The sequence below is a fragment of the Pedobacter cryoconitis genome (assembly GCF_014200595.1).
Taxonomy (GTDB): domain Bacteria; phylum Bacteroidota; class Bacteroidia; order Sphingobacteriales; family Sphingobacteriaceae; genus Pedobacter; species Pedobacter cryoconitis_C.
Window position 1 is genome coordinate 119,986 of record NZ_JACHCG010000001.1, and the last position, 17,857, is coordinate 137,842.

Sequence of the window (17,857 nt, forward strand, 5' to 3'; positions counted from 1 at the left end):
CTCCATTTTGGCGCGGCTTTTTTGTTTAGTGATAAAACCTTAAATTTGATTAATTACAGCCCGTATGCCATTCATTAAACTTACAAAAATAGAGCGAAAGCGCTTTTTAGTATTGATCACTTGTGTGCTTCTGGCTATTGCAGGATGGTTATTTCTGGCGTTGAACAATAAATATGTTTATACGGCTAAGACTGTCCTGATTTATAAGAATTTTCCGCAGAAAAAGGCTTTTCATCCGCTACAGTCTGATACGGTAGATTTACAGGTAGAAGGAACGGGCTGGCAATTGTTATTTGCACGTTTGAGGGTAAATCCGCAGTTTATCAGCATCAACCTTGAAAAGCTGAATAACAGAAATTATATCCTTTTTTCAGAGCAGCTGTATAGTGTGAACAACCAGCTGGAAACTTCACAGAAAATTATATCTGTACGCCCGGATACGCTATATTTTGATTTTTCTAAAAGGACTGTGAAGAGGGTTCCGGTCAGATTAGTTTCCAATTTATCTTTTGTGAAGCAATTTGGTATTTCTGATGTGATTCAGTGTACACCTGATTATGTAACGGTATCAGGCCCGCAGGAAGATCTGGAAAAGATCAGTGAATGGAAAACAGATACTTTGGTGCTGCATAATATTCAGAACCAGGCAGTAACCAGGGTAGGGATGAAGCAGAACCTGTTCAAAAATGTGAATATTTTCCCTGCAAGTGTGGAGGTGAAATTACCAGTAGATGAGTTTACGGAGAAAACACTGGAGGTGCCGCTGAAGATTATCAATAATGGTGAATATTATAATGTTAAGCTTTATCCGAAAAAGGTGAAGATAACTTTTATGGTTGCTTTATCCAGTTATCAGCAGGTAAATGAAGATTTTATTGAGGCGGTGGTAGATTTGAATGAATGGAAGTTAAAGCATCATGGCCAGCTGTCTGTGAAGTTAACCCGCTTTCCTGATTATTGCAGAAAGGTCAGGGTAGACCCGGAGAAAGTTGATTTTATTATAGAAAAGTAATGATTAAGATTGGGATTACTGGTGGTATAGGAAGTGGGAAAACCACGGTTTGCCACATATTCGAGCAGCTGGGGATTCCTGTGTTTTATGCAGACACTGTAGCTAAGGAAATTATGGTGACTGACCCGGTGTTAAGGGATGGGATTATAAAGACCTTCGGAAGCGAGAGTTATGAGCTGTCCGGGAAGCTGAACAATAAACATATTGCACAAATTGTATTCAATAATAAAGCGGAGCTGGAGAAGTTGAATGCATTGGTTCATCCTGCTGTATTCAGAGCCTTTGAAAGCTGGCAGCAAACGATACCGGCAGGTGTACCTTATAATTTGAAAGAAGCTGCATTATTATTTGAGAGTGGTTCTTATAAAATGTGTGACCATAGTATTTTGGTCACTGCACCTGAAGCTGTCAAAATACAGCGGGTGATGGAGCGGGACGGCGTAACCAGCGAACAGGTGGAGGCGCGCATGGATAAACAGCTGAGTGATATAGAAAAGAATAAAATGGCTGATTTTTTAATCACAAATGATGAAAGCCAATCGGTGATACTCCAGGTATTGGAGCTGCACCATCAATTTATAAACCTTACAAAATAAATGATATTAGAGGATTTTTTAGTGCCAACTAAAATTGGACTGTATTGTGCCTATGGCAATTTTTACCTGGATCCAAAAGAAATGGTAAAGGATGCCGTAATTTCACATGCACATGGTGATCATGCGATTAGTGGTAATTTCAATGTGTATTGTACAAAGGCAACCTCATTGTTCATGATACAGCGGTATAAGAAATTTGCGGCGGGTGAATTTCACCTGTATGCTTTTCACGCTGAATTTGTATTGAATGGAGTAAAGATCAGTTTTATCCCTGCTGGCCATATTTTAGGTTCGGCACTGGTGATGATGGAGTATAAAGGGGTTAAATATCTGTATACGGGAGATTATAAGCTTCAGCCGGATACGACCTGCGAGCCTATAGAGTTCGCGGAGGCCGATGTACTGATTACGGAAACAACTTTTGCGAATCCTGATACTAAACATCCGGATGTGGAGCTGGAGATAAGAAAACTAAATGCGACAACGAGCAATGTTATGCTCGGTGCCTATGCTTTAGGTAAAAGTCAGCGGTTGATTAAATTGATCAGCGACTTTTGCCCGCAGCGGAGGATCCTGGTACACCATAGTATCCTCCCTTTTGTGAAAATTTATGAGCAAATGGGGATTGATATGGGAAAGTATGAGGTTTATGACCGTAAAGTAATGAAAAATACCAAAACTGATATGATTTACCTGGTTCCGCCGCTGGTTTACCGAAGTTATATCAAAGCGGTGAATGTAATCAGGGTATTTGCAACGGGATGGAAACATTTACAGAACAATAATGAGCTGCAATTGTTCATTTCTGACCATGTGGACTGGGACGATATCATTTATACGATTGGAAAAGTTAAGCCAAAAGAGATCTGGACTACACATGGGAGTGGAATTCAACTAAAAAGTTATTATTCAAACATTATTACTGTTAAATTGCTTAACTAATGGAACAGAGTGCCGATTATTATTTCAATGAGGATGGCTTGATGGTTTTTACTGAAGCATACCATCTTAAACGTGGTTATTGCTGTAAGAATGGTTGCAAGCACTGTCCATGGAAATACGGCAGGAAGAAGAACAATGGTAATGATAATGAACTAACCTCAGAAAAAAGATAACGTGATACAGTTGCAGAAAGAAATAAAAGCCCCCCGCTATGAAAGCATATTCCACGAGGCAATGGTCAACGTGGCATTTACGCAGAATTGGTGTAATGATCAGGTAAAACAGGCGGTTTCATCTTATGATATTACCAATCAGCAGTTTAATGTGCTCAGGATATTGCGTGGCCAGCACCCGGACCCTTCGACTATTAATCTGCTGAAATCCAGAATGCTTGATAAAATGTGTGATGCTTCGCGGATTGTTGACCGGTTGGTACAGAAGGATTTGATTTGTAAAAAGACCAACACTTATGATAAGCGCGCGGTGGATATACTGATCAGCGAGAAGGGTTTGGCATTGTTAAAGAAAATGGACAAGGAAATGAACTTATCTGCTATTCTTTCTGCTAATTTAACCCATCAGGAGGCGGAGCAATTAACTTCTTTACTGGAAAAAGCAAGGGGCAGAGCTTAGTGCCCTGCCTGTTAATTTCTCTTAAGAGACGGTGCCCTTTGTTGCCCTGCCTGTTAATTTCTATTTAGTGACTATGCCCTGAGGTATAAAATCCGATCAGGGCAATCGCAATACCCAATAAAACAGCAACCATTTTTCTTTTGGATACTTTATGGTCCACGCTGGATTCAAATAAGATCGTGGTGGAGATATGTAAAAATATCCCGATCACGATACCCATCATTTTGTGGAAGTAAACTTCTATCCCTCCAATACTGCCTGTACTGATTCCATTACTGACCCAGAATCCTAATGGTGCCATGATTGCAAAAATGGCCAGGTAAAAGATGATTCCGGCAGGCTTGAATTTGTTTTGCATTAAGATACTCGCCAGTGCAAAAGCAGCGGGGATGTGGTGCAGGGAAATACCAAAGATTAAGGCATTGTGCTGATCTGCTGCCAGCGGCATTCCTTCTAAAAAGGCATGTAAACACAAACTGATCATAATTCCGTAAGGAAAGATCTGTGTGTCATCATGTTTGTGGATATGCCCATGTTCTACACCTTCAGAGAATTGCTCTAAGAAGATTTGTAAAAGGAACCCAATTAAGATATAAATACCTATTTCTGCGTGGTCAGGCCCGCTGTAAGCGTCGGGTATCAGGTGTAATACGGTGATGGCAAATAAATAGGCGCCACTGAAAGAAAGTATAAGTTTTAGCAGTTGTGACTTATCACTTTTGACTAAAAATATAGATAAACCCCCAAAGAAGGCGCAAAAGAACAGGATTAAGATTTTCCAAACTTCCATTAAACTGCTGGTTGTAGTTTTTTATAAATCAGGGACACTAAAAATCCGATAGTTGAGCCTAAAGCAGCACCTGCTATGGTATCAATCGGGTAATGTACGCCAACGTATATTTGTGCAAAAGAAATAATAAATGCCCAGGCAAGGCCAATTGGCAGGATCGGCTTCCATCTTGGATAGAAAACCATAATTAAAAACACGGCAATACCGAAGTGGTTTGTTGCGTGTGCGGATGGGAAACTATAGCCGCTGCCGCAGGGCACGCGGTGAATAATATCATGAATCAGTGCAGGTTCATTACATGGTCTCAGCCTGGCAACAAATGGTTTGATGAACCTGGAAGAGATCATATCACCCAGGGCAAACGTAAGCAATACGCCGCCTATAATATACCAGCCTCTTTTTTTATACTCTTTGAAACTGAAAATGATAATAAACAAGTATAGTGGCGCCCAGGTATACCTGTTCCGCATCAATGGAAGAAACCAGTCCAGGAAACCGTTGGACAGTCCTCTGTGAATTTTCAGAAACAGTTCTACATCGAAGGTATGCAGGCTTTCTATCATGCTTTTTTACAAACAAGGATTAATCTGTCAGATTTAGCTACATCAAATTCTTCCAGGCTATAGCTGCCGAATGTATTGATGATTTTTAATCCGCTTTTTTCAAGCATCCTTTCAAAATCAGCCAAACTGAATGCTTGTACACGTTCTTCAAAAGCGTAATGTTTGCTTTTGTGTTCGAAGTTGATATGTTTAATGATTTTACCTTCGGCAACAAATTTACGAAGATCAAATTCTATACCTTCAACAGTTTTTGTTTCTCTGTGTGTCAGGTTACTGATAATTTTCTGCGTGTTGAAATAATCAATCACTACGGTCCCATCTTCTTTGATACTTTTTCTGAAAGATTTAAGCGCATTGACATGATCTTTTTCTGTATCAAAGTATCCGAAACTGGTGAAAAGGTTCAGGGCGATATCATAATAATTGATATAGCCAAGTTTACGCATATCGTGTACAAAAAAGTGAAGGTGTTTCTGCTCGAACTGCTTCGCGTATTTGATGCTTTGTTCAGAAAGGTCAATTCCTGTAACATCAAATCCTTTTTTGTTTAAATAAACGGAATGACGGCCTCTGCCGCAGGCGATATCAAGTATACGGGAGTGCAGTGCCGGCTTCAGGTAAGCTGTCAGGTTATCAATTAAAAACTCGGCTTCTGCGTCATTACGCTGACTATATAAGATATGATAATAAGGAGAATTGAACCAATATTGAAACCACTTTCGCTGCATAAGGACCGTCTTAAATTTAGAAAAAGCAAATATAGTGATTAGGAATGCAACTGGGTGGACATTCAATTCAAATTATGATATTATGACACCGCCTACTTAAATTTTTACTATTTTTGGAAAACAAAATTCATAGCAGTTGACACTTATAAAATCTATTTCAGGAATCAGGGGAACTATCGGCGGAATCGCTGGAAATGGGCTAACACCTATTGATATAGTGAAGTTTACCGCAGCTTACGGCTCGTGGGTAATTAAAAATACGAACATTAAGAAAATCGTACTCGGACGGGATGCACGGATCTCGGGAGACATGGTGAATAACCTGGTAACTGGTACTTTACAGGGACTGGGTATTGAAGTGATAGACTTAGGTTTATCTACTACACCGACTGTGGAAATCGCTGTCCCAATGGAAAAAGCAGGTGGCGGGATTATTTTAACGGCCAGCCATAATCCTAAGCAGTGGAACGCGCTTAAACTCTTAAATGAGAAGGGCGAGTTTATCAATGATGAAAATGGTAAAGAAGTATTAGAAATTGCTGAAAGAGCTGATTTTTCTTTTGCTGAGGTAAATGACCTTGGAAAAGTTACTTATGATGATTCTTATCTGCAAAAACATATTGATGTAATTCTGGCTTTGCCATTGGTTGATGTTGAATTGATCAAAAAAGCAAATTTCAAAATTGCAATTGACTGTGTAAACTCCACAGGCGGTATTTTTATTCCTGCTTTATTAAAAGCGTTAGGGGTAAAGACGGTATTCGAACTGTACTGTGAACCTAATGGTGAGTTTCCTCATAATCCGGAGCCTCTTCCGGAAAACCTGACTGAAATTGCTAAAGTAGTACAAAGCAAACAGGCAGATCTGGGCATTGTAGTTGATCCTGATGTAGATCGTTTATGTTTTGTTTGTGAAGACGGAACGATGTTCGGTGAGGAATATACTTTAGTTGCTGTAGCTGATTATATTTTGAAAAATCAGGTAGGTAATACGGTTTCTAATTTATCATCAACAAGAGCTTTAAAAGATGTAACCCTTAGAGCGGGCGGGGAATACAATGCTGCTGCTGTGGGTGAAGTGAATGTGGTAAACCAGATGAAAGCAACGAATGCAATTATTGGTGGTGAAGGTAATGGCGGGATCATTTATCCTGAGTTGCATTACGGCCGTGATGCTTTAGTAGGTATCGCTTTGTTTTTAACACATCTTGCGAAATTCGGTAAATCTGTGTCTTTATTAAGAAGCAGCTATCCAAATTATCATATTTCTAAAAATAAGATCACTTTAACCCCTGAAATGGATATTGATGCTTTGTTGGTTAAAGTACAGGAAAAGTACAAAAATCAGCCAAGCAGTACTATTGACGGGTTGAAAATAGAGTTTGATAATGAGTGGGTTCACTTGCGTAAATCAAATACAGAACCAATTATCCGTATTTATAGCGAAGCGGAAAATGAAACTGTAGCTGAAAACCTGGCGAACAAAATTATATCAGACATCAAAGAAATTTTAAAATTGAATTAATACAGAATGAACAGGATCTATTTAGATAATGCTGCAACTACGCCTCTGGATAAAGAGGTTATGGCTGAAATGATTAATGTGATGGAGAATTATTATGGTAATCCATCTTCAATTCATGCGCAGGGCCGTGAGGTACGTACATTGATTGAAAAGGCCCGTAAAACTGTAGCTGGATTACTGAATGCGACACCTGCTGAAATATTTTTCACTTCGGGTGGTACAGAAGCTGACAACACAGCTATACGTTGTGGTATTGCAGCTTTTGGGATCAGGCATGCTATTACTTCAAAAATTGAACATCATGCGGTTGAGCATACGCTTGGCCAGTTATTAAAGGATGGCGTTATTGATAAGCTGAGCTTTGTAAATATTGATGCTAAGGGGAATGTTGATTATGATCACCTGGAACAACTGTTAAAAGAGAATTCACGTTCTTTTGTTTCCTTAATGCATGCAAATAATGAATTGGCAACCCTGACCGATATGGAAAAGGTTGGTGATATTTGTGAGCGTTATGAGGCTATTTATCATTGTGATACCGTACAGACCATGGGTCATTATGCACATGATGTCAGAAAGATTAAAGCGCATTTTATAGTTTGTGCAGCGCATAAATTGCATGGTCCGAAAGGGGTAGGGTTCTTATTCGTAAATCATACGGTGAAAATCAGTCCGATGATTTTTGGTGGTGCCCAGGAACGTAATATGCGTGGTGGTACTGAAAATGTATATGGAATTGTAGGGTTGGCAAAAGCATTGGAGATGGCTTATAGTCATATGGAAGAGCACCAGGCCTATATCCAGGATTTGAAAACTTACATGAAAGATAAACTGGCCGAAGAAATTCCTGCCATAAGTTTTAATGGAGAAACTGATCCTGAGAAAAGTTTATATACGGTCCTGAATGTATCATTCCCGGCAATGGATATGTCTGATATGCTATTGTTTAACCTGGATATTAATGGCATCTCTGCATCTGGCGGAAGTGCTTGCTCTTCGGGTTCCAATATCGGGTCTCATGTGCTGACTGCTATAGGTACTGATCCAAATCGTCCATCGGTCAGGTTCTCTTTCAGCAAGTTGAATACGAAAGAGGAAATTGATTATGTGATAGAAAAGGTGAAACATATTGTAGAGCAGAATATCGCAGTTTAAGAATTTTATTGATTACAAAAAGCTCTGACCAGCGGTCAGGGCTTTTTTTTTAGCACAATTATGCAATACGTAGCTATAGAGAATAATGAGAGCCCATATCTGTCTTTTGTGGAGGAGTTGTATCATGCTGCTTTTCCAATGGAAGAACGCAGAAACTGGGAGCAACTGTTAAAAATGATCGGCACAGTTCCGGAAATGTCTATGCAGGTAATTCTGGAAGAAGAAAAAGCGATTGGTTTTGTAACCAGCTGGAAATTTGATGACTGGTGTTTTATTGAACATCTGGCGATTGATCCGGTAAACAGAGGAAAGAAATTTGGGGAACGCGTGATGAAAGATTTCATGGTCAACCGGAAGTTGCTTTTAGAGGTTGAGCCTCCTGCTTCTGTGGATGCGGTACGTAGAATTGGTTTTTATGAGCGGTTGGGATTGGTTTGTTTACCTTTCGATTATCTCCATCCTTCTTATCATGATTCTCATGTTTCTCATTCGTTAGTGCTGATGACCAATGTACCGGAAAGAGAAGAACTGTATTTTAATGAGATTATCCGCAGGGTCAAAAAACAGGTTTATTTATACCATCCTTTGTAATTGCTTTTATTTATTATAAAATAATAGAAACTATATTTTTTCCGGCTTGTTGTGTATTCAATTGTCAATAATTTTTAATTAAAACATTGGTTATGAATACTCCGGAAAAGCACGATCACGAAGAAGAAAAAAAGAAAACGGTTTATAAAGAAACTGACAAGGATGAAGATTTGAGCAGTGGCGAAACATCTTCTGAGTCAGAGTCTGGAAGATCTGCGTTTGCGAACAGACCTGAAAGAAAAAATAAGCCTTTAGGTGCAGGTCATGAGCCTGGTACTACACCTGGAAGAGATTTCTGATAAAAATATTATTTCTAAAGAAAACCCTGATTCAACAGCTGATTCAGGGTTTTTTGTTTATAAACGGGAATTTAATGAATTCTATCCCGTAAATATTACCGGATTTATTTGTCTGTTAAGGTTTTCTCCATTACATTAGGGGATAGATTTGGCTATTGTATGAAAAGGATAATAGGTGTTTATTGATTTGCTAAATCGTTTTTAATTCTTTAACCATATATGAATCCTATCCGTACTCTAGCTGTAAGCAGCTTACTATTCTTCTCGCTCACCAGCGTTGTATCTGCTCAAAAAAAGGAAACTTTTAAAGACAAAGAAGTTGTCTATAAAAAAGGTTTGAAATTAACCTTTATCAATCAGGACAAAGGTTTTTCGCCCGTAGTCAAAGAAAGGATGATTGAAACCTTTTTTAAAGTTTATCCGGCTTTAAAAGCTGCGTACAATGAAAAGACAGCAAAGGAAATCACTTTTGTAATCGATACCTCCTATAAAGGAGTGGCTGCAACCCAGGGAACTGTTGTTGCTTATAGCCCGGTCTGGTTTAAACAGCATCCCGGAGATATAGATGTGGTTACGCATGAGGTGATGCATATTGTACAGAATTATGGCAGCAACGCCGGTCCATGGTGGATCACAGAAGGAATAGCTGACTATGTACGTTATAAATATGGAGTTGACAATGCAGGGGCTAAATGGACACTCCCTGATTATAAAGCCGGACAGAACTATGATAACGGTTATCGTATTACAGCAAGGTTTCTGGCCTGGCTGGAAGTACATCATCAGGGAATAGTCAAAGTGCTGGATCAGCAGATGAGAGCGCATACCTACAATGAAGAATTCTGGAAAACACAAACGACAAAAACTTTGCCTGAATTATGGGCTTCTTATACAGAAAATCCAATAATTTAGAATAATATTATACGCTATAAAACCACACAAAACAAATGATGAAACATTTCTTATCAGCATTACTTATTTCTGCTGCTATGCCTGTACTGGCGCAGCAAGCAGGTAAAGTGACGGACCCGGTAGACTGGGTTAATCCGCTAATGGGGACGGCAAGTAAACCAAGCCTGTCTAATGGTAATACTTATCCAACAATTGCAGTTCCATGGGGAATGAATTTCTGGACTCCGCAAACTGGTAAAATGGGTGACGGATGGGCTTATACTTATGATGCTGATAAAATCAGAGGATTCAAACAAACACATCAGCCTTCTCCTTGGATGAACGATTACGGACAATTCTCGGTGATGCCGGTAACTGGTAAAATGAAATTCAACCAGGATGAGCGTGCAAGCTGGTTCTCTCATAAGGCAGAAATTGTAAAGCCATATTATTACAGTGTATACCTGGCTGATGCGAATGTAACTACTGAAATTACACCTACAGAGCGTGCAGCTCAGTTCCGCTTTACTTTTCCGAAGTCTGATAGTTCTTATGTAGTGATTGATGCTTTTGATAAGGGATCATATATTAAAGTTATCCCGAAGGAAAGAAAAGTTATAGGATACAGCACACGTTATGCAAGCGGCCCGCTGCCTGCTAATTTTAAAAACTACTTTGTTATCTACTTTGATAAGGCTATTTCTTCTGCAAATACATGGCACGGAAATACTTTGGCAAAAGATACACTGGAGCTGAAAAGTGATCATTCTGGTGCAATCATAGGATTTAAGACTGAAAAAGGAGAAAAGGTAGGGATGAAAGTCGCTTCGTCTTTTATCAGTGTTGAACAAGCCGAAATCAGTTTAAAGAGAGAACTGGCAAATGATACTTTTGAAGCTACACAGCAAAAGTCAAGAGCGATATGGAACAAAACTTTAGGTAAGATTTCTATCGAAGGCGGAACTGTTGATCAGACGCGTACTTTCTACTCGAGTTTATACCGCACTTTATTTTTCCCGAATAAATTATATGAGATAGACGCGAATAATAAAATTGTTCACTGGAGTCCATACAATGGTAAAACTATGCCTGGGTATATGTTTGCTGGTACGGGTTTCTGGGATACCTTCAGAGCGCTGTATCCATTCTTAAACCTGGTTTATCCTGCAATCAATAAGGAAATGCAGCAGGGATTGGTAAATGATTATAAAGAGGGTGGATGGTTACCTGAATGGTCAAGCCCTGGTTATGCAAATTGTATGATTGGTAACAACTCTGCTTCTGTAGTTGCGGATGCTTACATCAAAGGGTTACGCGGATATGATATTGAGAGTTTATTTGAAGCGCTGAAACATGGGGCGAATAATGAAGGGCCAAATGAAGCCGTTGGAAGAGCTGGTGTAAAGTATTACAATGAGTTGGGTTATGTGCCTTATGATGTTAAACTGAATGAGAATGCAGCCAGAACATTAGAGTATGCTTATGATGACTTTACGATTTATCAATTGGGAAGAGCACTTAAAAAACCAGCTGCTGAAATTGATATCTATAAGAAAAGAGCAATGAACTATAAAAACCTTTTTGATCCTTCTTCGGGCTTAATGCGCGGAAAGAATAAGGATGGTTCATTCCAGTCGCCTTTTAACCCGTTTAAATGGGGTGATGCTTTTACAGAAGGAAACAGCTGGCATTATTCATGGTCAGTTTTCCAGGATGTAAATGGCCTGGTTGGGCTAATGGGTGGTAAAAACAAGTTTGTAGAGAAACTGGATTCAGTATTTACAATGCCTCCTGTTTTTGATGCAAGTTATTATGGTTCTGTAATTCATGAAATCAGAGAGATGCAGATTGCGAACATGGGCCAGTATGCGCATGGTAATCAGCCGATACAACACATGATTTACTTGTATAACTATGCCGGACAACCCTGGAAAGCTCAGTACTGGTTAAGAGAAACGATGAACAGAATGTATAAGGCTACGCCTGATGGCTATTGTGGAGATGAGGATAACGGGCAGACTTCTGCCTGGTATGTTTTCTCTGCTATGGGCTTTTATCCGGTTACACCTGCCACTGATCAATATGTAGTTGGTGCACCTTTATTCAAAAAAGTAACGGTGAACCTGGATAATGGAAAACAGATTGTGATCAATGCTGCGGCAAACAGTGTAGATAACAAGTATATCAATGCGTTGAAATACGACGGTAAGGCTTATGGTAAAAACTGGTTAAGCCACTCTGATTTAGTTAAAGGGGCTACATTGGATTTCGATATGACTGCTGCGCCTAACAAGACCAGGGGAACTGCGGAAAGTGATTTCCCATATTCTATGTCAACAGAGAAATAATTAAACGGTTCTGGCAGCATAGCTGACCGGAATAAATACTGATTAAGCGGTTATTTGTCTCATTTATAGTTAAATGAGGCGGGTAACCGCTTTTTTTATGGCTTTATTTGAGCTCAATTAATTATTGATGATATTTTATTGTTGTATTGATAAATTTATTTTAATTTAAAATGTTAATTATCATCTTTTATGTTTAATATTGATTACACAAATGAAATACTGTATGAGAAAATTATTAACACTGGCGATGCTTTCTGCATTTGCTCTGGCAGCTAATGCCCAAACTGAAAAAGGTAAAATTATAGTAGGAGGGGCAATAGGTTATTCCAACTCCAAAAGTAATAACGATGCTATGGAAAATAAGCAGAATAGCTTAACGCTGCTTCCAAGTATAGGTTATTTCGTGAAGGATAATCTGGCATTGGGTGTAGGGATTGGTTATTCAAGGCTAACAGAGAAGAGCAGTGAAAAAACACAGTATGTTTTGAGTCAGAAAAATACAACTGACTATTTTATGGTGAGCCCTTTTATCAGGCATTATATAAATATATCTGATCAGTTCAAATTCTTTGGTCAGTTTTCTGTTCCAATGAAATGGGGAAATCTGGAGTCGGCAACTGGAACGACTAGTCCGGCTGTTAGTGTTGCTCCTGCTTCAAATTCTAAAACTACGTCGATAGGGGTAAGTATAGAGCCTGGTTTCGCGTATTTTCCTACCAAAAGAATTGGGATACAGCTTTCTTTAGATGGGCTATCTTATGCCTGGAATAAAACCGAGAATAAGAACTCGCATCATGTGAATAAGACTAATGCTTTCAATTTAGGAACGAACTTTTTCGCGCCAAAAATTGGTATTCAATTTCATTTCTAGTCCTGAGCTGTATCATATGAAGAAAATAGTATTAATTTTTATTGGTTTGCTATCAATATCAGTTAGCTGCATGGCGCAGACAGAAAAAGGAAAAATACTTTTAGGAGGTTATGCTAATTTTAACAGCTTCAAAGGTACCGGCATGACAAACAGATCTACTAGCTTAAGAATCAATCCTACGGTGGGGATTTTTGTGACGGATAATGTGGTGATAGGAACCGGGTTAGGATATGTGCATACTGGTTATACCCAGAATTTGGTAGATGGGGGAGAAATAGGATCTGTACGAAGAAAAGCTTATGTTGTAAGTGTAAGCCCATTTGGGAGATATTATGTTGGTATCACACCGCAATTTAAATTTTTTGGTCAGCTGGAAGCCTCTGCAAACTGGCGGAATATTAAAGCCAGCGATGCTGATGCTGCAAAAGGAGAAAAAGATTTTAAGAGTAATTTTTATACCGCAGCTTTGTCTCCGGGATTTGCACTGTTTCCATCCAAAAAGATTGGGATTGAATTGTCATTTTCAGGATTTCAGTTTTCAAGGGATAAAAGCATAGGTGACTTCCAGTCTTTCAGTTTCGGAAGTGATTTTTTTAGCCCCCGTTTAGGGATCCAATTCTATTTATAATTAATCGGCCTGTAAGGAGCAAATAAAAATCCCCTGTGGAATAAAGAGCTATTAAAGCTTCCATTCCACAGGGGATTTAAGTATAGCGAAGCCTGATCAACAGGCAACAAGTTATCTAGTTCTTTACCATTTTAAGGAAGGTAGCCAGCTTGGATTTCATCGCCCTTCTGTCTACAATAAAGTCAAGGAAACCATGTTCCTGCACAAATTCAGCAGTCTGAAAACCTTTTGGTAAGTCTTTTTTGATCGTTTCTTTAATTACTCTCGGGCCTGCAAATCCAATCAGTGCACCTGGTTCTGCAATATTAATATCACCAAGCATCGCATAAGATGCAGTTACACCACCGGTAGTCGGATCAGTTAATAAAGAGATATAAGGTATTTTTGCCTGGTTCAGCAAAGCTAATTTAGCAGATGTTTTTGCCATTTGCATCAATGAGAATGCAGCTTCCATCATCCGGGCCCCCCCTGATTTGGAGATCATTAAGAATGGGATTTTATGTTTGATACTGTAATCGATAGATCTCGCGATTTTTTCTCCTACTACAGAACCCATAGAACCACCAATAAAATTGAAATCCATACAGGCAATTACCAGTTCTTCTCCTTCAATTTTACCTACTGCTGAACGGATAGCGTCTTTCAGGCCTGTTTTAGCCATCGTGTCAACCAAACGTTCTGTATAAGGTTTGCTGTCTGTAAAGTTAAGCGGGTCACCTGAAGTCAGGTCAGCAAAAAGTTCTTTAAACTCGTTGTTATCAAACAATACCTGAAAATATTCTTTGGAACCAACTCTCAAATGATAATCACAATAGTGACAAACGTATTTATTTTCGATAAGGTCCGCGCTGTGTAATGCTTTCTTGCAATTAGGACACTTGTTCCATAAGCCATCCGGCGCTTCTTTTTTTTCTTCTGTCAGCGTACTGATACCTTTTTTTTCTCTCTTAAACCAAGCCATGTTATTCGTTGAAAAATGCGATTACAAAGAAACGAAAAAAAATCAGAACAGCTTAACCTAGATTTCGTATAAATTCTATAATAGTTTAGCAGGGTTATTTTTATAAAATATTAAGGCATGAGTGATTGCTATATTGATATAGCAATTGAAATAATCATCTATGACAATAATTGATACAATGAAAATAATACCAGCTAAGGTTTGCCCGGGCTAATATTTTTCCTAACTTCGGCTTAAACAAAATCTAATAACAATGAGTTTAAAAGGCTATAAAGGCGTAATTTACGGAGATGCTGTTCAGGAATTATTTGAGCAGGCTAAAAAACATCAGTTTGCATTGCCTGCTGTTAATGTTACCGGAACAAATACCATCAATGCGGTTATGGAAACTGCTAAAGCGGTGAATTCACCAGTCATGATCCAGTTATCAAATGGTGGCGCGCAATTTTATGCAGGTAAGACATTGAATAATGATAACTTAAATGCATGTGTATTAGGCGCAGTATCTGCCGCAAAACATGTTCATTTACTAGCGGAACACTATGGTGTTGCGGTAGTATTACATACTGACCACGCAGCTAAAAAATTATTGCCATGGATTGACGGTCTGTTAGATCATGGTGAAAAATTCTTTGCTGAAACTGGTAAACCATTGTTCTCTTCACATATGCTGGACCTTTCTGAAGAGTCAATTGAAGAAAACATGGAAATCTCAGCTAAATATTTAGCCCGTATGGCTAAAATGGGCATGACTATCGAAATCGAACTGGGTGTAACTGGTGGTGAAGAAGATGGCGTGGACAATAGCGATGTAGATAGCTCTAAATTATATACTCAGCCTTCTGAAGTAGCTTATGCTTATGAAGAATTGAGTAAAGTAAGTGATAAATTTACTGTTGCTGCTGCTTTTGGTAATGTTCACGGTGTTTATAAACCAGGTAACGTTAAATTGCAACCGGTAATTCTTAAAAACTCTCAGGATTATATCAAAGAGAAATTAGGATTAACAGCTGAAAAACCAATTAACTTTGTATTCCATGGCGGATCAGGTTCTTCTCAGGAAGAAATCAGAGAAGCTATTTCTTATGGTGCAATCAAAATGAACATTGATACTGATATGCAATGGGCATTATGGGAAGGCGTTCTGGATTACTACAAAGCAAATGAAGCTTATCTTCAGGGACAAATCGGAAATCCTGATGGAGATGATAAACCAAATAAAAAATACTATGATCCACGTGTTTGGTTACGCAAAGGGGAAGAAGCATTTGTTAAACGTTTAACTCAGGCTTTTGAAGATTTGAATTGCAGAAACGCAAGTGATAAATTATAAGTAAAGAAAAAATCTTTAAGGCGCTTCAGAGTCAATCTGAAGCGTTTTTTTTTATGATTTATTTTATCCGTTTATACGTTGTAAATGGGTTTTAATCGTCAAATTAGCTGAAAAACTTATCTATGAAAACCCCGGGAAAGAAAAATAGCTTATTTGAGCAGTTCTCTAATGCTGCAACCAAATTTACAGGCAGCTCTTCGGCCTTTATTATTGCTTTGTTAATTGTTATTGTCTGGGGAGTAAGCGGCCCTGTTTTTCATTATTCGGAAACCTGGCAGCTGGTGATTAATACCGGAACAACAATTATTACTTTTTTAATGGTCTTTTTAATCCAGAAAGCTCAGAACAAAGACGGCAAGGCGATACAGCTTAAACTGAATGAACTATTGGCTGCACATGAACGCGCAAGTAACAGGATGGTGGATATTGAAGACTTAACAGAGGCTGAATTAGATCAGTTACATAAGTTCTATGTCACATTATCAGCATTAGCAAAACAAGAAACCGATATTCATTGTTCTCACTCTATTGATGCAGCGCAGGAAGTTAGTGCAATGAAAGCGAAGCATTTATTTAAACCTAAACATCATGGAACTACTTCAGGTAAATAAGATCAGGACGCAGGAAGAATTGGAAAGTGCATTTGCAATTCGTAAACAAGTCTTTGTGGTGGAACAGGGCTGTCCGCCGGAACTGGAATGGGAAAATGAAGATGTTTCTCATCATTTCCTGGCTTTACTGGATAATCATCCCTGCGGTGCCTGCCGATGGCGGAAAACCGAAAATGGCTATAAATTAGAACGGTTTGCGGTATTAAAAGAATACAGAGGTAAAAGGGTAGGACAGGCGCTTGTAGCTGCTGCTTTAGCTGATATACCAGATAGTGCCAGCTCGATCTATTTAAACGCGCAGGTGGAAGCTGTTAGCTTGTATGCGAAGTTTGGCTTTGCAGTGGAAGGCGAACAGTTCGAAGAAGCTGGAATACAACACTTCAGGATGGTTAAGAAATAAATAATTGGTAGCAGGTGAGGTTACATTCCTTGAAATACTTTCGAGGACAACAACATCGCCTCCTGCCATTTATCAAGGTTTAGGTTCAATGTTTCCCCTTGTGTCTGAAGATAACTGATCAGTTGTTCGGTAGCAAGGTTACCAGTCAGGTCATCGGCCGCCATCGGACAACCTCCAAAGCCTTTTAAGGCACTATCAAAACGTCTGCACCCATTCTTGTAAGCAGCTTCTATTTTTTCATTACGTGTCTCAGGAGTGCTGTGTAAATGCAGTCCTATTTCTGTTTCCGGAAAAGTCCGGAGCAGCAGTGGAAGTAGCTCTTCAATTTTTTTTGGTGTAGAAACTCCTGTGGTATCTGAGAGGGAAAGTATTTTAGTGCCTCTTGTGACCAATGCGGATGCCCATTGTTCTACAATTTCTGTATTATAAACATCTCCGTAAGGATTACCAAAGCCCATAGACAGGTAAATTACAGCAGTCTTCTGATTTTTATCACATAACTCCAGCATTTGTTCTACGGTAGCCAATGATTCCTGAATACTGGAATTCGTATTCCTTTGCTGAAAAGTTTCAGAAATGGAAAACGGAAAACCTACGTAGTCGATTTCAGGATAGAGCATCGCGTTTTCAGCACCGCGAAGATTGGCTACGATAGCCAATAATTTGCTTTGGGTGTTGCTCAGATCCAGCCGGGCTAAAACTTCTTTGGTATCGGTAAGCTGTGGAATAGCCTTTGGTGAAACAAAGCTGCCAAAATCTATGGTATCGAACCCAACCTGCAAAAGCAAATTGATATAAGCTGCTTTTAAATCTGTAGGAATAAAATCATGAATGCCTTGCATGGCATCTCTCGGACATTCGATTAGTTTAATAGCTTTCTGACTCATACATTTAGTGCACGCTGGTTATTTGTGGAACGGCTCAATGTAAGTAAAAATACGAAATAACAGAAATAAGGCAGCTTTTCGCAATGGAAAAAC

At 39.0% G+C, this 17,857-nt stretch carries 21 protein-coding genes; 16 read left to right on the forward strand and 5 right to left on the reverse strand.

From position 1 onward, the window contains the following. Positions 1 to 64 precede the first annotated feature (64 nt). Genes HDE70_RS00555 through HDE70_RS00575 form a run of 5 tightly spaced genes read left to right on the forward strand, consistent with a single transcriptional unit; the run spans position 65 to position 3,183 of the window. Positions 65 to 1,012, forward strand: coding sequence for a YbbR-like domain-containing protein (locus HDE70_RS00555; protein WP_183867456.1), 948 nt, complete (start codon positions 65 to 67; stop codon positions 1,010 to 1,012). Further along, positions 1,012 to 1,608, forward strand: coding sequence for a dephospho-CoA kinase (gene coaE / locus HDE70_RS00560; RefSeq protein ID WP_183887399.1), 597 nt, complete (start codon positions 1,012 to 1,014; stop codon positions 1,606 to 1,608). The genes HDE70_RS00555 and coaE overlap by 1 nt, the downstream gene beginning before the upstream one ends. Next, positions 1,609 to 2,550 (forward strand): MBL fold metallo-hydrolase, encoded by a 942-nt coding sequence (locus tag HDE70_RS00565; RefSeq protein WP_183887401.1) that lies wholly within the window; start codon positions 1,609 to 1,611, stop codon positions 2,548 to 2,550. Beyond that, a complete protein-coding gene (locus HDE70_RS00570; protein WP_183867459.1) occupies positions 2,550 to 2,723 on the forward strand; it encodes a DUF5522 domain-containing protein in 174 nt (57 codons plus the stop codon). The genes HDE70_RS00565 and HDE70_RS00570 overlap by 1 nt, the downstream gene beginning before the upstream one ends. Position 2,724: 1 nt before the next feature. Beyond that, complete coding sequence (locus HDE70_RS00575) at positions 2,725 to 3,183, forward strand: MarR family winged helix-turn-helix transcriptional regulator (protein ID WP_311676448.1); 459 nt, start codon at positions 2,725 to 2,727, stop codon at positions 3,181 to 3,183. A gap of 64 nt (positions 3,184 to 3,247) precedes the next feature. On the opposite strand, the gene HDE70_RS00580 is transcribed toward HDE70_RS00575, so the two are convergent. Genes HDE70_RS00580 through HDE70_RS00590 form a run of 3 tightly spaced genes read right to left on the reverse strand, consistent with a single transcriptional unit; the run spans position 3,248 to position 5,264 of the window. Next, the gene (locus HDE70_RS00580) at positions 3,248 to 3,973 is read right to left on the reverse strand and encodes a ZIP family metal transporter (RefSeq protein ID WP_183867460.1); all 726 of its coding nucleotides are present in this window, start codon (positions 3,971 to 3,973) and stop codon (positions 3,248 to 3,250) included. Beyond that, entirely contained in the window at positions 3,973 to 4,536 is a 564-nt protein-coding gene (locus tag HDE70_RS00585) for a phosphatase PAP2 family protein (RefSeq protein WP_183867461.1), read from the reverse strand. Before HDE70_RS00585 ends, HDE70_RS00580 begins: the two co-directional genes overlap by 1 nt. Next, entirely contained in the window at positions 4,533 to 5,264 is a 732-nt protein-coding gene (locus HDE70_RS00590; RefSeq protein ID WP_183887403.1) for a class I SAM-dependent methyltransferase, read from the reverse strand. Before HDE70_RS00590 ends, HDE70_RS00585 begins: the two co-directional genes overlap by 4 nt. A 136-nt stretch (positions 5,265 to 5,400) precedes the next feature. Between HDE70_RS00590 and glmM the strand changes: the two genes are divergently transcribed. The 8 genes from glmM (at position 5,401) to HDE70_RS00630 (ending at position 13,572) form a co-directional block, all read left to right on the forward strand. Continuing rightward, positions 5,401 to 6,789, forward strand: a complete 1,389-nt coding sequence (gene glmM / locus HDE70_RS00595) for a phosphoglucosamine mutase (RefSeq protein WP_183867463.1) — start codon at positions 5,401 to 5,403, stop codon at positions 6,787 to 6,789. 6 nt (positions 6,790 to 6,795) lie between these two features. Further along, positions 6,796 to 7,944, forward strand: a complete 1,149-nt coding sequence (locus tag HDE70_RS00600; RefSeq protein ID WP_183887405.1) for a cysteine desulfurase family protein — start codon at positions 6,796 to 6,798, stop codon at positions 7,942 to 7,944. 60 nt (positions 7,945 to 8,004) lie between these two features. Further along, positions 8,005 to 8,535 (forward strand): GNAT family N-acetyltransferase, encoded by a 531-nt coding sequence (locus HDE70_RS00605; RefSeq protein ID WP_183887408.1) that lies wholly within the window; start codon positions 8,005 to 8,007, stop codon positions 8,533 to 8,535. A gap of 92 nt (positions 8,536 to 8,627) precedes the next feature. Beyond that, positions 8,628 to 8,834, forward strand: a complete 207-nt coding sequence (locus HDE70_RS00610) for a hypothetical protein (protein WP_183867466.1) — start codon at positions 8,628 to 8,630, stop codon at positions 8,832 to 8,834. Between the two features lie 219 nt (positions 8,835 to 9,053). After that, on the forward strand, positions 9,054 to 9,746 hold the full coding sequence (locus tag HDE70_RS00615) for a basic secretory protein-like protein (protein WP_183867467.1): 693 nt from the start codon (positions 9,054 to 9,056) through the stop codon (positions 9,744 to 9,746). Positions 9,747 to 9,784: 38 nt separating this feature from the next. Next, a complete protein-coding gene (locus tag HDE70_RS00620; RefSeq protein WP_183867570.1) occupies positions 9,785 to 12,073 on the forward strand; it encodes a GH92 family glycosyl hydrolase in 2,289 nt (762 codons plus the stop codon). A 223-nt stretch (positions 12,074 to 12,296) separates the two neighbouring features. Next, entirely contained in the window at positions 12,297 to 12,944 is a 648-nt protein-coding gene (locus tag HDE70_RS00625; protein ID WP_183887410.1) for an outer membrane beta-barrel protein, read from the forward strand. A 70-nt stretch (positions 12,945 to 13,014) separates the two neighbouring features. Further along, entirely contained in the window at positions 13,015 to 13,572 is a 558-nt protein-coding gene (locus tag HDE70_RS00630; protein ID WP_183887412.1) for a porin family protein, read from the forward strand. Between the two features lie 115 nt (positions 13,573 to 13,687). On the opposite strand, the gene accD is transcribed toward HDE70_RS00630, so the two are convergent. Continuing rightward, positions 13,688 to 14,533, reverse strand: coding sequence for an acetyl-CoA carboxylase, carboxyltransferase subunit beta (accD, locus tag HDE70_RS00635; protein WP_183867470.1), 846 nt, complete (start codon positions 14,531 to 14,533; stop codon positions 13,688 to 13,690). Between the two features lie 253 nt (positions 14,534 to 14,786). Here accD and fbaA point away from each other — a divergent pair, with 253 nt between their 5' ends. The 3 genes from fbaA to HDE70_RS00650 all read left to right on the forward strand — a co-directional run bounded on the left by fbaA (position 14,787) and on the right by HDE70_RS00650 (position 16,877). After that, positions 14,787 to 15,866: a class II fructose-bisphosphate aldolase gene (gene fbaA / locus HDE70_RS00640; protein WP_068402559.1), complete on the forward strand. Its 1,080-nt coding sequence runs from the start codon at positions 14,787 to 14,789 to the stop codon at positions 15,864 to 15,866. 122 nt (positions 15,867 to 15,988) lie between these two features. Then, positions 15,989 to 16,477 (forward strand): low affinity iron permease family protein, encoded by a 489-nt coding sequence (locus HDE70_RS00645; protein WP_183867471.1) that lies wholly within the window; start codon positions 15,989 to 15,991, stop codon positions 16,475 to 16,477. Beyond that, the gene (locus HDE70_RS00650; RefSeq protein ID WP_183867472.1) at positions 16,455 to 16,877 is read left to right on the forward strand and encodes a GNAT family N-acetyltransferase; all 423 of its coding nucleotides are present in this window, start codon (positions 16,455 to 16,457) and stop codon (positions 16,875 to 16,877) included. The genes HDE70_RS00645 and HDE70_RS00650 overlap by 23 nt, the downstream gene beginning before the upstream one ends. Before the next feature lie 20 nt (positions 16,878 to 16,897). Here HDE70_RS00650 and HDE70_RS00655 read toward each other — a convergent pair whose 3' ends face one another. After that, positions 16,898 to 17,764, reverse strand: a complete 867-nt coding sequence (locus HDE70_RS00655) for a hydroxymethylglutaryl-CoA lyase (protein ID WP_183887414.1) — start codon at positions 17,762 to 17,764, stop codon at positions 16,898 to 16,900. Positions 17,765 to 17,857 lie beyond the last annotated feature (93 nt).

Coding starts and splice junctions, on each gene's coding strand:
- HDE70_RS00600 (WP_183887405.1), top strand. CDS start 6,796: ATGAACAGGATCTATTTAGATAATGCTGCAACTACGCCTCTGGATAAA.
- HDE70_RS00565 (WP_183887401.1), top strand. CDS start 1,609: ATGATATTAGAGGATTTTTTAGTGCCAACTAAAATTGGACTGTATTGT.
- HDE70_RS00655 (WP_183887414.1), bottom strand. CDS start 17,764: ATGAGTCAGAAAGCTATTAAACTAATCGAATGTCCGAGAGATGCCATG.
- HDE70_RS00630 (WP_183887412.1), top strand. CDS start 13,015: ATGGCGCAGACAGAAAAAGGAAAAATACTTTTAGGAGGTTATGCTAAT.
- accD (WP_183867470.1), bottom strand. CDS start 14,533: ATGGCTTGGTTTAAGAGAGAAAAAAAAGGTATCAGTACGCTGACAGAA.
- HDE70_RS00580 (WP_183867460.1), bottom strand. CDS start 3,973: ATGGAAGTTTGGAAAATCTTAATCCTGTTCTTTTGCGCCTTCTTTGGG.
- HDE70_RS00605 (WP_183887408.1), top strand. CDS start 8,005: ATGCAATACGTAGCTATAGAGAATAATGAGAGCCCATATCTGTCTTTT.
- HDE70_RS00645 (WP_183867471.1), top strand. CDS start 15,989: ATGAAAACCCCGGGAAAGAAAAATAGCTTATTTGAGCAGTTCTCTAAT.
- HDE70_RS00590 (WP_183887403.1), bottom strand. CDS start 5,264: ATGCAGCGAAAGTGGTTTCAATATTGGTTCAATTCTCCTTATTATCAT.
- HDE70_RS00570 (WP_183867459.1), top strand. CDS start 2,550: ATGGAACAGAGTGCCGATTATTATTTCAATGAGGATGGCTTGATGGTT.
- HDE70_RS00585 (WP_183867461.1), bottom strand. CDS start 4,536: ATGATAGAAAGCCTGCATACCTTCGATGTAGAACTGTTTCTGAAAATT.
- HDE70_RS00625 (WP_183887410.1), top strand. CDS start 12,297: ATGAGAAAATTATTAACACTGGCGATGCTTTCTGCATTTGCTCTGGCA.
- fbaA (WP_068402559.1), top strand. CDS start 14,787: ATGAGTTTAAAAGGCTATAAAGGCGTAATTTACGGAGATGCTGTTCAG.
- HDE70_RS00555 (WP_183867456.1), top strand. CDS start 65: ATGCCATTCATTAAACTTACAAAAATAGAGCGAAAGCGCTTTTTAGTA.
- HDE70_RS00650 (WP_183867472.1), top strand. CDS start 16,455: ATGGAACTACTTCAGGTAAATAAGATCAGGACGCAGGAAGAATTGGAA.
- coaE (WP_183887399.1), top strand. CDS start 1,012: ATGATTAAGATTGGGATTACTGGTGGTATAGGAAGTGGGAAAACCACG.
- HDE70_RS00615 (WP_183867467.1), top strand. CDS start 9,054: ATGAATCCTATCCGTACTCTAGCTGTAAGCAGCTTACTATTCTTCTCG.
- HDE70_RS00620 (WP_183867570.1), top strand. CDS start 9,785: ATGAAACATTTCTTATCAGCATTACTTATTTCTGCTGCTATGCCTGTA.
- HDE70_RS00610 (WP_183867466.1), top strand. CDS start 8,628: ATGAATACTCCGGAAAAGCACGATCACGAAGAAGAAAAAAAGAAAACG.